Origin of the sequence: Streptomyces sp. NPDC017520 (genome assembly GCF_044329855.1) — a bacterium.
In the GTDB taxonomy this organism is placed as follows: domain Bacteria; phylum Actinomycetota; class Actinomycetes; order Streptomycetales; family Streptomycetaceae; genus Streptomyces.
The window spans coordinates 1-12,907 of sequence record NZ_JBIRKB010000037.1 but is presented as its reverse complement, the minus strand read 5'-3'; the positions used below and the strand labels follow the sequence as shown (position 1 = coordinate 12,907).

10 protein-coding genes and 1 pseudogene are annotated in these 12,907 nt (G+C 65.5%); 9 read left to right on the top strand and 2 right to left on the bottom strand.

Going from position 1 to position 12,907, the window contains the following annotated elements:
* Positions 1–598: 598 nt before the first annotated feature.
* The 8 genes and pseudogenes from ACH4KB_RS37760 to ACH4KB_RS37725 form a co-directional block, all read left to right on the top strand.
* Positions 599–860 (top strand): annotated as a pseudogene (locus tag ACH4KB_RS37760) (XdhC family protein); the annotation flags it as partial.
* Between the two features lie 116 nt (positions 861–976).
* On the top strand, positions 977–1,936 hold the full coding sequence (locus ACH4KB_RS37755) for a serine/threonine protein kinase (RefSeq protein WP_398071602.1): 960 nt from the start codon (positions 977–979) through the stop codon (positions 1,934–1,936).
* Between the two features lie 241 nt (positions 1,937–2,177).
* On the top strand, positions 2,178–2,561 hold the full coding sequence (locus ACH4KB_RS37750) for an ABC-three component system middle component 2 (protein WP_398071603.1): 384 nt from the start codon (positions 2,178–2,180) through the stop codon (positions 2,559–2,561).
* 5 nt (positions 2,562–2,566) lie between these two features.
* Positions 2,567–4,582, top strand: coding sequence for a DNA recombination protein RecN (locus ACH4KB_RS37745; protein WP_398071600.1), 2,016 nt, complete (start codon positions 2,567–2,569; stop codon positions 4,580–4,582).
* 413 nt (positions 4,583–4,995) lie between these two features.
* Entirely contained in the window at positions 4,996–7,263 is a 2,268-nt protein-coding gene (locus ACH4KB_RS37740) for a hypothetical protein (protein ID WP_398071598.1), read from the top strand.
* Positions 7,264–7,357: 94 nt separating this feature from the next.
* The gene (locus ACH4KB_RS37735) at positions 7,358–7,672 is read left to right on the top strand and encodes a hypothetical protein (protein ID WP_053561500.1); all 315 of its coding nucleotides are present in this window, start codon (positions 7,358–7,360) and stop codon (positions 7,670–7,672) included.
* Positions 7,673–7,961: 289 nt separating this feature from the next.
* Positions 7,962–9,746, top strand: a complete 1,785-nt coding sequence (locus tag ACH4KB_RS37730) for a Shedu anti-phage system protein SduA domain-containing protein (protein ID WP_398071597.1) — start codon at positions 7,962–7,964, stop codon at positions 9,744–9,746.
* A 253-nt stretch (positions 9,747–9,999) separates the two neighbouring features.
* On the top strand, positions 10,000–11,121 hold the full coding sequence (locus ACH4KB_RS37725; protein ID WP_398071595.1) for an IS630 family transposase: 1,122 nt from the start codon (positions 10,000–10,002) through the stop codon (positions 11,119–11,121).
* Positions 11,122–11,149: 28 nt separating this feature from the next.
* Here the strand turns inward: ACH4KB_RS37725 and ACH4KB_RS37720 are convergent, their stop codons facing one another.
* Together ACH4KB_RS37720 and ACH4KB_RS37715 are read right to left on the bottom strand one after the other, a co-directional pair.
* On the bottom strand, positions 11,150–11,467 hold the full coding sequence (locus tag ACH4KB_RS37720; protein ID WP_053561497.1) for an Imm51 family immunity protein: 318 nt from the start codon (positions 11,465–11,467) through the stop codon (positions 11,150–11,152).
* Positions 11,468–11,744: 277 nt separating this feature from the next.
* On the bottom strand, positions 11,745–12,467 hold the full coding sequence (locus ACH4KB_RS37715; RefSeq protein WP_398071593.1) for an NUDIX hydrolase: 723 nt from the start codon (positions 12,465–12,467) through the stop codon (positions 11,745–11,747).
* Positions 12,468–12,554: 87 nt separating this feature from the next.
* Between ACH4KB_RS37715 and ACH4KB_RS37710 the strand changes: the two genes are divergently transcribed.
* Positions 12,555–12,893, top strand: coding sequence for a hypothetical protein (locus ACH4KB_RS37710; RefSeq protein WP_398071591.1), 339 nt, complete (start codon positions 12,555–12,557; stop codon positions 12,891–12,893).
* Positions 12,894–12,907: the final 14 nt, after the last annotated feature.

Here is a 12,907-nt window from a genome sequence, read left to right as displayed (position 1 = left end):
AGCCCGCCCCCTTGTGGATACCGCATGACTCCGGTGATACCGCAGCCACCGGCCAGCCGTCACCCCCTACGACACCACGCGTGCAACCTCAGTAGCTGACGCTCCGGCACCCGGATGGCCGACAAATGGAGCTGAAAAACGGCTCTGACCAGGCGTTTCGCTTACCACAGCGCTGACGGACGTCCTTCCGATGACACGTCATGTGGAGAGCGCGGTGTTCGTGAGCCGTCGCTCGTGGTTCAAAGTCCCAGATAAGTCCCACGGGCATCACCCCACCTAACCTAGCATTTGTGCAGGTCAGGAGGCATGTGATGATGAGATTCAGGCGGGAACTCAGATGTCGCGGAAGAGACCACTGAACGCGGTGACCTGCCGCGATGAGTGGCGTGTGGGTCGCTGAGCTGTGCGAATGACCTTTCGGCTGTTTCATGTTCGTGCCGTTTGATGGGGCCGGAAGTCCCAGGAAAGTCTGAGAGGACTCCCACGGCGGGTGGTGCCCTTTCGGCTTTGCTCGACGTAGGGCGGAGCGCAGCCGCCGAGACCTTGGCGCTGGCGGTCGCCTTGATCGAACGACAGCGCGGCCTCCCTTGGTGGCCCGCCCGTTGGCTACGTCGGCGCGATGGGTTCCCGCCGCACCCACGAGGAGCGCCTGCGTTTCCTGCGGGAAGCCGGAGGGGAGGGACAGCAGCTGGCCTCGCTGCGTTCTCCCATCGGCCTCGACCTGGGAGCCCGTACGCCCGAGGAGACGGCCCTGTCCCTCACCGGCCGAGATCATCGTGCACGCCGACGGGGCGAGCGGTCTGCCGCTGTCGCCCTCTGCTGCCGGGACATTGCCCGTCGCAAGCACCTTGATCGGATGATTCCGCACCACGTACGCTGACGGCCGTTACTGTGTGTGGCGCAGGGCGAACAACCTGCTGAAGGCGCTTCGTTCGGGTTGCCTGCGGGAGTCCGGGGGTGCGGGTTGAACAGCTCCATGCCGGTGGCAGCCGGTGTACCGCCCATCCACTTCGGCGTGCACGAACTGCGGACCGGAAGCCCGGGCGGGGCACGGGCCGACTTCGAGCAGATGCTCGCCCAGCTCGCCAGTGCGACCAATCCGAACGTCCGGATGATCGCGGCGAATCCGGGCGACTGGGGAATCGACGCGTTCGCCGGTGACCTCGGGGGAGCCATCACGGTGTGGCAGTCCAAGTACTTCATGCCGAAGACCACGACCAGCCAGTCGGACCAGATTCGCCATTCACTCGCGAACGCACTGAAGGCCGCGGCGGCCAACGGTCACACCATCACGCTCTGGATCCTGTGCATCCCCTCCAGCATGGACGGCCGGGCAGCCAAATGGTGGGACGGCTGGAAGAAACGCCAGGAGAAGGCACACGGCCTCGTCATCGAACTGTGGGACGAGACCACGCTCGTGAAGAAGCTGCAGAGCCCCGAAGGCGACCAGGTACGCCGCGCCTACTACGAAGTCTTCACGCCCGCCGCTCCCCTCCAGGAGCAGATGCGGCTCGTGCTGGACGTGGAGGAGGGCAAAGCGGCAGCGCTCGACTCGGCCCTGTTCGTACGGCAGATGACCGAGGCCGGCCACGTCGAACTGGACTCCGCCAAACGGCAGTTCTTCAACGCCGACCTGGTAGCGCGCGAAGTCGCGCACAAGGGTGTGCCGGCCGAGGTTGCCGCACTGAGCTCTGCCGACGCCAGCCTGCACGGCGTGTGGGAGATGCAGTTCAACGAGTGCTCGTCCGAGGGCACCCTCCCCGCTCTGCACGGCCGGGTCTGGCGCGAGGTGCGCTCCGAGCACGAGAAACTGCCCAAGGCGCTGCGTCTGGAGGTGACGCACAGCTGGGGCCTGGTCCACCGGCTGGTCGACAACCGTCGGGCAGGGTGGGTCACGCACTGGAGGCAGATCGCGAGCGGTCACGCCGACGGCTGAGATGCCCCGACTGCCCGTACCGCCCGACCACTGATGAGGAGCATGCCGTGCACGCAGACCGGCCGGTCGTGATGCCCGAGGACGAGGTGACTTTCCGCCTCGCTCAGCTGCTGCTGCTCCTGGACGCCGTTGCCGCGCAGGACGCGAACGGGGCGACCCTGGAGCGCATCGGGTACTACGACTTCCTGTCCGCGAACCCCTTCCTCGTGGTCCCCCCCCCGAGGGCCGGGACGCCAGCCTCCTGCGGCTTGCCGGATTCGACCCGCAGGTCCTGGCCTACGCGTCCTCCTCCCAGCGGTTCACGAGCCGGCGCGAACGGATCCAGCACGACCTGGCGCTCCTGGTCGCCTACGGGTGCTGCCGCATCCGCAACCGCGATGGCTCCCTCACCTACTCGATCACCGAGGCAGGCCAGGATCTCGGCGGACGGTTCACCGCCACCTACGCCACCTCCTTCACCACCGCCGCCGGCATCGTCGTCCGCCAGCTCCGCAAACTTACCGACAAGAGACTGCGCGAGCAGACCGCCCGGTGGCTGAGGCCGGACGGACCCGACGGACCCGCTGCTGCTCTCATGAGCGTCCTGGGCCCGGGGCCCGTGCTGGAAACGTCCTGGGAGGGATGATCACCATGGAGCCGCTTCCCGGCATCCGCATCCGCCGCTTGCGCCTGGTCGGCATGGAGCGGTCCTACGACGTCGACTTCACCGCCGACCAGAGGGTGCGGAACCTCTCCGTCATCGCCGGGGCGTTCAGCTCCGGCAAAACAGCGGTACTGGAGTTCATCGCCTACGGGCTCGGCGCGAAACGGCACCCCCGCCACCAGGAAGTGCTGCGCAGGGTCCGCTCGTGCCTCCTGGAGGTCGAGCTATCCGGCGAGCCGCATGTGATCGAGCGGTCGGTCGGAGAGCCCTCCAAGGTCGCCTTCGTGCGCCGCGGAACGCTCGACAGCACGACCGTCTCCCGGGCCGAGAGTAGGACCATCGTTCCGCCCGGGGCGCAGGAGAGCCTGTCCTCCCTCCTGCTGAGCCACTGCAAGCTCGCAGGCGTCCAGCTCTGCGAAGCGCCCACCAACAGTGAATCCCGTACGGACCCGCTCAGCTTCCGCGACGTGATGTGGCTCGCCTTCCTTCCCAACGAACGCGTCGCGGACAAGAACTTCCTGTTCGAGAACGACTACATGCGCAAGCACAAACTGCGGCAGGTCGTCGACGTCGCTTTCGGGGTCCACGATGACCGCGCCGTCGAACTCGGCCAGCGCATCCAGGAACTCGGCGGCCGGCTCAACCGCGCCAAGGCCGAACTCGCGGCAGCCCGTACTTTCGTCGTGGAGCAGGCTCCCACCGCGTTAAACAACGAACCCGCCCCGGCCGTCCACGAACGGGAACTGGCCGACATCACGAGCCAGCTGAGGGAGTTGGACCGCCGTGCGCAAGCGGGAACGGAATTCGCGGCCCAGCTGCGCAGCCAGCACAAAGCGGCGGCCGAGATTTCCCGCCGGGCGGCAGCAGTCCTGCGGGACTGCGGAACGCAGCTCCAGCGCCTGATGCCTCTGCGGGCCCAGTACGCGGATGATCTCCTCAAGCTCGGCATGCTCGGCGAGGCGCAGCAGCTCTTCGACCCTTTGAGCGTCACCACCTGCCCCGCCTGCCTGAACCGGCTGTCGGCCGTCCCCGCCGTCGACAACGGGCGCTGCAGCTTGTGCCGTCACGAACTGAGCGCAGAAGAGGGGGCATTGGTCCTGGGTACGGCCGACGCTGGCAGCCAGGCCGGGGACAGTCGGGTGGACGTCAAGGCGGAGACCCGGTCCACCAAGGCCCGGCTCAAGGAGATCAGCAGCTACATCGACGAGCTCGGTGCCTCGCTCGCCCCGCTCAAGCTCCAGGCTGAAGACGCGGCCCTGCGGGAAGAGGAGGCCGCCGCCGCGCTGGACGTCGCGACGTCCCCCTCCGTCTCACCGTTTCTCGCCGCCCGCGACGACCTCCACCGAAGGCGCGAGCAGGTCCTGCGTCAACTCGAACAGGCTGAGAGCGCGGTCAAGCTCCGCGAAGGACTCACCAAACGGGCCGACGCCGTGGAACGCCACGAGACCGAGATAGCCCGTCTCCGGGAGGAACTCGAACAGCTCGGAGACGCCTCCCACGACCGCGACCGTGTCATCGCCAAGATCAGCACCCGATACGGCGAACTTCTGCGCGCCTGGCGCTACCCCAAGGTCAGCACCCCCTTCATCAGAACCGACCTCACCCCCTTCGTACGCGGCGAGCCGTACCAGGAAGCCTCGTCCGGGGCACGCACCCTGCTGACCCTGGCCTGGCAGCTCGCCGTCTTCGAGATCGCCGTCGAAGAAGGGGCCGCACACCCCGGATTCCTCATGATCGACAGCCCTCAGAAAAACCTCGGCCACGGCGGCACACTCGATACCGTGATCGCGGACGCCGTGGCGATCGGCGACTTCTACCAGCACCTATCTCGCTGGCTCGCGGACCGCGGCAACCGCGCACAGCTCATCGTCGCCGACAACAGCCCGCCGCCAGCGATGGAAGACAGCGTGGTGGTGCGCTACAGCCGTAACGAGGACCGTCCGCCGTACGGGCTGATCGAGGATGAAACCAGTGCGGACGAGGAGGCGGAGGCCGATCTCTGACACGTGTTCCTGATCAAGGGCTCGGTGCTGGTGCGAGGCAAGGAGGCGAGTTGGAAAGGGGCAGCTTGCCTCGGTCTTCGTCTATCGGTCCTGTGGGGGCCGCCACCCCCGGCCGGATTCGTACGAGATTGGCTCCTGACCTGCGCTTCCTAACTCCGTGGGTATCTGCGTCGGCTGCTTGTAACACGGCATCGCCGGTTGGCCAAACCGGTACTTCTCCTGATGATTGTCTGCGTTGGCTAGCGGGTGCCGCGGAGGCATAAATCTGGGGACCAAGGCTGGGGACCAGTGTGCCGTGCACGTAGTTGCCTCGCGCTGTCGGTGTTGCAGAAGAGCATGCAAATGATGGAGCGGCTTCCTTAGCCGGCTCGACGGAGCGCCGTTCTGGTGTCCGGAAGGGGTAGCGGTATCTCGTGGCTCAGGGCTTCAAGGAGCAGAAGGTGGGGGATTCGGTGGGTAGCGAGCTGACAATGGCTGATGTTCCGCTCGGGCCGTTCGCGGGCTCGTTGATTACGGTGTATTCGGCCAAGAGTAAGGCGGCCAAACTGCACGGGTCCAGGCAGTGCAGCCAGCTGCGCACGTCCGATGTGATGACTGCCAAAGTCTCCCTGGATGAAGCGGTGCTGAGGCGGTTGTGCATGCGATGCGCCGCGCGGGGAGCCGGCGGTCGGCCGGGTACGGGACTGGGCATGTTCTTGCTGGCTATCGGCGAAACGGGCTTGTTGTGTCATTTGCAGTCGTATAGGGAGCCGGACGAAGACGAGGGCTGGACCGACCACGAGGCACGGGGAGCCGCTGAGCTTCTTCGTGTTCAACAGAGTCTCGACGGTCTTGACGGCGAGGACGAGGAGGATGACGCATCGCTACGGGAGACGCGTGAAGAGGCCGAGAATCTGCGGGGTCTGATCTTCTCGCATTGGTGCGGCGCGCGAGGAAGCCTGCTTGAGGCAGAGGCTCTGCTCACTTACTTTCCCTGGGTGGAAGAGTGGGCGAAGCCCTCGCTAAGGATCAAGGCGCGGTACTTGGAGACCCTTCGAGCACAGGCGGCCCGGTTCGTGGACCGGGAGGAACTTGTCGTGGCTGCTGCTGCAATGGCTCTTTCCATGCCCGAGCTGCCGTGTGCGGATCCGGCTTTTGCGGTGCTCGGCGGCAACAGCAGGGTGTCCAGTGCGCTCGTGCGCTTGTGGCGCCGATGGCAGAGTACGGCTGCGCGGATCTGGGAGGGACCGGGCCCGCGTGCGTACCTCTCGTACGAGATCGTCCGAGGTATCCGCAGTAACCAGAAGGGGCGCGGCGCGGCCCGAGCTGAGGCTGCACGCCTGATTGAGTCTTGGGAGGAACTGGCCAGGGCAGCTGCGGCGCCGGTGGACCGGGCTCCGAAACGTCGGCTGACGGCGCATGTACCGCACGCGTCCGACGGCACGCCACGTCATGTTCTTACGGACTTCCTGGACGGGCTGGACGAGTGGACGCTCGGTGTGCTGGTCACGTGGGCCGTGCAGCCGGGACCGGGGAGCGGCGTCCTCACGCTGGAAGTTCCCGATCTCGTCGCCGAACGACTGCTTGGCCCGGCGAGCGGCCTTCCGTGCAGCCCAGCAGACGGGACGGCGGATTCGCCCAAGCACGAGGGTCGCACCGGAAGTGAGCCGGGCAGGCTCCGCCCAGGCGTCTTCGATGACACACCGGTCTTCGACCGATGCCCCGTCACGCTCGATCACATCCGCGCGCTGCGTACACTGGCACCCACGGCCGACCCGTTGTACCTCGTCTTCTCAGCGAGCGGGGGAGCGGAAGTGCTGCCTCTCAACACCCTCGAGAGGCGGCTGACCAAGGGCTGGCTGGGCGTCCTCATAGCTGGCGCCAGTGACCTGCCTGCAAGCGTGATCGGTCCGGAGGAGCCGGAGCACAATCATGATTCCGAAGTGCGTGCCACTCAGCTGCCCGGTCGCGGCCAAGACGTCCACGATCCGCATTTCGGCGAAAGTGTGGGCCTTGCCGAAGGCCGGCACCGAACCCTCCGTCAGACCTACGGAACCGAAGCTCGCCAACTCAATCTTCGCCTGCTCGCCCTGGCGCGCGGCGCGCACGACCTGCGAAGCCTGGACGCCGGACGGCCTAGCGGACTGCCGATGGAGGTATGGCACGGCCTCCTCACAGAGGACCGTCTTAACCTCGCGCCATTCCGCAAACCCGGAAGCAACCGGCGGGGGAGCGGCAGCGCCCTCCCTTTGGGCCCCCTGGCCGCAGTCCAGCTCTACACCACCAACGCCAACCCTCTCATCGAGGGCAAGGGCCACTCGCCTCTGTGCCGGCACGCCCAACACAGCGCGGCGGTAGTGCGCGGAGACGACCTCCTGGCCGTCGCCGATCTCATGGCGCGCACCGCCTCCGACTGGTGCAGCAAGTGTGGCGGCTACGCCCTCCGCAGACTTACCGAAACCCAGCTCTCCTACTACCGCGCGGCTCACCGCCTGCACGACATCAAAGAGCAGCTTCACAACCAGACCGGAATACCCGACGCAGACCCCTCTGCGGTGATCGCCAGCCTGGACGAACTGGCCACCTGGCAGCCGGTCGATGAAGCAAAGTGGGGCGGCAGCGACTCCTGGCAATGGCAGGAAACGGTCCGCGAGCTCACGCGAAAGGCCGCCAGGTCTCATGCCGTCACAATGCCCTCGTGAGTCGGCCACTTGACCTGCCGGCGGCCCTGGGGGGCGCGTGTGTCCTAGTGCTGTGACCGCAAAGGTTCGCCGGGTTGCCTGGCAGGATCTCCCCATGCTTGAGGAGAAGCTCGACGCGCTTGCGCAGATGATGGCAGAGCACATGGCCAGGCCGTTCCCGCCCGGCTTCCGCGGCCTGGACATCGAGGGCCGGGACATGGTGATGCTCGACTCGGACGTCTATGCCTACGCCGCCTGCGTCCACGAAGACCTGCTCAGCGAACAGGCCAACGCCCGCCTGACGCGGCTGACGTCGACATTCGGGAAGATCCTTCCGGCGATCGACGACGAGTACGCGGCCAAGTACTACATGCATCTGTACAACATGGTCGTGCTGTCTACCGAGATCGAGAGCCAACGCAAGAGATAGTCCCGGCAGGAGGGCAGCAAACCCAGTGAATCTTTGCGGTCAGAGCACTAGAGGATGGCGTTCACGATGTCCCGTAGATCATGCGCCCGTGCCGCGGCTCCCGGGCCGGTACGAGCGGCCCGCCGTGCCACGAACACTGGCTCGATCAACGCCCAACGGGCACCAGAGACGTCACTGCGATAAGGGCGCCGAGGACTCACAGGACGTGCAACGACCAACCATCGCCGCAGCCACTTTCAACACCCCAAATCACCTGCAGACCAAATCAGTTGCCCTCTAAGCTGATCAGATGGCGGATAACCTGCTCATCCATGGCGGCAACGAGAACGCACTTCGTACCCTGAAGGACACCGGCCAGTATCGAGGCAGGGTCAAGTCGGCATATCTGCGACCGCCGTGGGACACGCGATGGGGGTCCGAGCACCACGAGGCTCCTGGCCGCGCCTCCTGGCTCGGCATGATGCAGGTACATCTGCGCCTGGTACGCGACCTGCTCGCCCCTGACGGCTCTGTGTGGGTGCACGTCGACGACCAGCAGTCCGCTGACTGCCGTGTGCTCATGAACAAGGTCTACGGTCAATCGAACTTCGTATCTACAGTCGTCGTTCAGAATCCTGCACTGAATGGCTCCCGTCACTTCACGGTCAGCCACGACTACCTACTTGTCTTCGCGAAAAATGCCTCGACATGGCAGCCGAACCCCCTCCCTCGTACGGCCGAATCAGAGCCGAATTTCCGCAACCCCGACAACGATCCCCGCGGGCCGTGGCGAGCAGCCGACCTGTCCTCCCCCGTTCTTCGTGAGAACCTGCGCTACGAAGTGGTAGATCCGCTCGGCGCGGTCATACAGCCACCTGCCCGCCGTTCTTGGCGATTCACTCAGCAGCGTTTCGAGGAACTCGATCGCGACGGACGTATCGCATGGTCGCCCGGCGGCCGTCCGACGCTGAAGCTCTATCTATCGGAGGCCCCTGACAAACTGCCCACCACGGTATGGAGCCCGGCCGACGTGGGGGCAAGTTTCCAAGCGGGCCAGCACCTGCGCGGACTGCTCGATGACATGCACCAGCCGGCTCCACCGCCGGAACAACTGCTGCAACACATTCTCACGATCGCGACCAATCCCGGTGACCTCGTGTTCGACTACTTCGGCGACTCAGGCACGGCCGCCGCGGTCGCGCACAAAACTGGCCGCCACTGGCTCGCTGTCGACAGCGAGTCGCACGTCGTCCGTGACCGTCTGAACAAAGTGATCAGCGGTAACGACTCAGGCGGCATCACACATGAAGTGAACTGGATAGGAGGCGGTCACTATGACGTAATTACGACGGCGAGACCCGACGAAGAATCCGGACCCCCTGATTCGGGCTCCGACGAACATGTGCGGATTCAGGTCGTCACTTACCGCAAAGACGGGAGCGTCGTTCCCGCGTTGGACTCGACCGAGAAGGACCACCGATCGGCCGAGCTAAAGGTCATCAGGCAACGCCGCGAACTGCTGCAGGAGCTTCGAGAGGTCGTCAGTAACAGGAGTTCGCCGGAAGCCGCAGTGCAACGGATAATCGGACGCAATCACTGGATCTTCGGGAGCGAGTACACAGAAGCCTCGGAACGACGTGACCTGTTGCCCCTCGACCAGCACGACGTTCTTCTCGTGCGCGCTGACCGCAGCGTTCAAGTCGTGGAACTCAAGAAGCCCGGCGTCTCACTTGTCAGGTGGCACCGCAACGGCCTGATCGTGTCGAACGAGGTGCACGAGGCGGTGAGTCAATGCAGGAACTACGTTCAGAAAATGGATGACGCGGGACCGACGCTGGAAACAATCCACCGCAACACACTTGACCTTGACTACGATTACCTTCGTGCACGGGGAACTGTTGTGATCGGGAATCCTGATCACGTGGATGTACCTGGAGTCACTCGGCAGATGGTTGCCCGTACCATCCGTTCCTTCAATACGGACCAGAGCCGAGTTCAGGTGCTCACCTACTTGGATCTGATCGAACGCGCGGAAGAAGCACTCCGCTTCGTCGAGGACGACATTGAAACTCCTGGTATCGAGAGCGAATCCTGATGAGGTACGCGCTGCTCTCTCTGGCGGACAAGTCGAAGCACCAACTAAGACTTGTCCCGTAAATGATGGTGGAGACAGGCGGGGCAAAGTGCAGTGGCAAGATGATGAATTCGACGCTCCTGAGAGGCCACGTTCGTGCCCACGCCCGCCGACTACCTGGCACTAGTACTGTGACCGCATAGGCATAGGTTCACCGGCTTCCTCGTTGTGCTGGTTGGAAGCGATGCCGCTTCCAACCAGCAGGGGAGGCGGGATGGCACCACCGGTCAGGGTCCGGAGGCTGACAGAGCAGGAGGGGCAGAAGCTCCAGCAGATCGTTCGGCGGGGTAGTGCGAGTTCGGTGCGGTTCCGGCGGGCGATGATGCTGCTGGCCTCGGCTGGCGGCAGCACTGTCCCGGTGATCGCGCGGCTTGTCCAGGCGGACGAGGACACCGTCCGCGACGTGATCCACCGCTTCAACGAGATCGGGCTCGCATGCCTCAACCCTCAGTGGGCGGGAGGCCGTCCCCGCCTGTTGAGCAATGACGATGAGGACTTCGTCATCCAGACGGCCACCATCCGCCCGACCGTGCTGGGTAAGCCCTTCACCCGCTGGTCGGTCCGCAAACTCGCCGACCACCTGCGCCGGAACGTAGCCAGGCCCGTCCGGATTGGTCGCGAGGCTCTGCGGTGCTTACTGGCCCGCCGCGGGATCACTTTCCAGCGAACGAAGACCTGGAAGGAGTCCCCGGACCCGGCCTTCAATGCCAAGCTGGAGCGAATCGAGTACGCGGTCAACGAGCGTCCTGACCGCACGTTCGCCTTCGAAGAGTTCGGGCCACTGGGCATCCGCCCCACCGCCGGCTCCTGCTGGGCCGAACAGAACCGCCCCGACCGGCTGCCCGGCACCTACCGCCGCACTCAGGGCATCACCTACTTCCACGGTTGCTACTCCGTCGGCGACGACAAGCTGTGGGGTGTCAACCGGCGCCGCAAGGGCATCGCCCCCACCTGGGCCGCACTGCGGTCGATCCGAGCAGCCCGCCCCGACGGCGGCCCGATCTACGTGATCCTGGACAACCTCTCCGCCCACCTGGATTGGAAGATCCGCAGGTGGGCGGCCAGAAACAAGGTCGAATTGTGCTTCACACCCACCTACGCGTCCTGGGCCAACCCCATCGAGGCGCACTTCGGGCCGCTGCGGCAGTTCACCCTCGCCAACTCCCACCAACCAAACCACGCCGTCCAGACCTGGGCCCTGCACGCCTACCTGCGCTGGCGCAACCAGAACGCCCGCCACCCCGACATCCTGGCCGCCCAACGCCGCGAACGCGCACGTGTCCGCAGCGAACGAGGTCTCCGCTGGGGCGGCAGGCCGCTGCCGGCCGCAGCCTGACCCCGCTCGACCCGGCGAGGTCAGAGGATCAGTCGTCGAACTCGAAGCCCGAAGCCTCCGCACGGGCAATGATGTCGCGGACTGCCTCGGGGCTCGTGATGACGGATTCGACGGCCGTCTTGAGCCGCGCGAGGTCGCTCGAACTGCCGACCGCGCAGAACATGCCAGCCTCGCTGTCGAAAGCGACATGCTCGGCAATGTCCGGCCAGGCAAACCGCACGAGACCTTCCCAGAAATACCCGTTCGGCTCGTGTCCGGCGGCAACTACTGCGGCATCGGCAGCCAGGCCGCCTGCATCCAACGTCAGCGAGTGCTCGCCATTGAAGTCATGGAGGTGGACGGTCACGGCGAGATCATCTCACCCCAGCACGCAAACCGTTCGTCCGGCCCCTCACAGTCTTGAACCCGGTGAACCTTTCCGGTCTCAGCACTAGACATGCTGTGGGGACCCGGGACCGGTCCGTAACGGACGCCTCGCCAAGCCCGCCGGCCCGGGTCGCCCTGCTCAGAGTCGGTGAGTTTGCCCCGGCACGACTTGCCTCAGCGCGGCGGGCTGGGCGACGGCTTAACCGAAGAGGGTATGGCGGGGTCGATCTCGGGGATCGTCCGACTCCGGGTGCGGGTCACACCGTGTGCCCGGCACCGCGCAGCAGCGGCGGGTTGAGCAGCCAGGCGTCACCGCGGCGGTAGAGGGCAGCCGGGCGGCCGGTGGGGGGGAAGCGTTGATCGCCGGTGGGCTTGACGAAGCCCGTGGTGTTGAGCACCTTGCGGCGGAAGTTGCTCGGGTCTAGTTGCTGGCCCCAGATCACTTCGTAGACCGTGCGCAACTCGCTCAGGGTGAGGAGTTCACCGCAGAAGGCCGTGGCGACGGCGGTGTATTCGAGCTTGCTCCGGACCTGCTCCAGGGCTTCGGTGAGGATCGCCGGATGATCGAACGCCAACGCCGCCTGCTTCCCTTCCAGCTGGGAGACGGGAGCCCAATAGGCGCGCCGGGCGTCGGTGCCGCCCACGGGGGCGGGCAGGTCCGGTCCCAATGCGAGATAGGCGATCGTGACCACTCGCCCCCTCGGGTCGCGTCGGGGGTCTCCGTAGGCGCCGAGTTGTTCGAGGTGCAACTTGTTCCCGTCGATTCCGGCCTCCTCGCGGAGTTCACGGAGCGCGCCCTCACGCAGGGTCTCGTTCTTCTGTACGTACCCGCCGGGCAACGCGGGCCGACCGAGGAAGGGCTCCACCCCGCGCTCGATCAACAGCACCATCAACTGTCCGGACCTGAGGGTGAAGATCGCCAGGTCGACGGTCACCCATGACGCCTCCACCTCGGTGGAGTCTTTGAGCCAGTCATCCACGCTGAACCCCTAAAGGTCACATTGACTTAAACGCCTGCGCGACTTATGGTCTCACAGACCAAAACACAACGAGGGCAGGGGTAGGGCATGTTCACTTCCCATGCGCCATCAGCCAAGGCGCTGGGGGACGAACCTTCCGCCGCCACCCGTCACTTATGCAGCGGCGTATACGTGGACGAGCGCTTCCGGGATCTCGTGATCGACGAGGTGTGCACCGCCCCGTACCGCAGGGTCGCCCCGTCCTACGGGTTCGACATCGTCCCAGTCATGCGCCACGCGTGGCGGGCCGCCGCGCTGACCGCGCTGCTGCGGGGGACAGTGGCCGGCGCGGTGAGTGTCCCGGTCTTAGGGCGTGTATCGGGTCGCGATCAACATGCGCGTTTTGCCCTCACGGCGCGTGCGGATCCGGTAGTCCGTATCGCATGACACGGGCGCAACTG

Bases quoted from the DNA above. Each gene is read 5' to 3' on its own strand.
- ACH4KB_RS37745 (WP_398071600.1), top strand. From the start codon at position 2,567: ATGGAGCCGCTTCCCGGCATCCGCATCCGCCGCTTGCGCCTGGTCGGC.
- ACH4KB_RS37730 (WP_398071597.1), top strand. From the start codon at position 7,962: ATGGCGGATAACCTGCTCATCCATGGCGGCAACGAGAACGCACTTCGT.
- ACH4KB_RS37710 (WP_398071591.1), top strand. From the start codon at position 12,555: ATGTTCACTTCCCATGCGCCATCAGCCAAGGCGCTGGGGGACGAACCT.
- ACH4KB_RS37755 (WP_398071602.1), top strand. From the start codon at position 977: ATGCCGGTGGCAGCCGGTGTACCGCCCATCCACTTCGGCGTGCACGAA.
- ACH4KB_RS37735 (WP_053561500.1), top strand. From the start codon at position 7,358: ATGCTTGAGGAGAAGCTCGACGCGCTTGCGCAGATGATGGCAGAGCAC.
- ACH4KB_RS37725 (WP_398071595.1), top strand. From the start codon at position 10,000: ATGGCACCACCGGTCAGGGTCCGGAGGCTGACAGAGCAGGAGGGGCAG.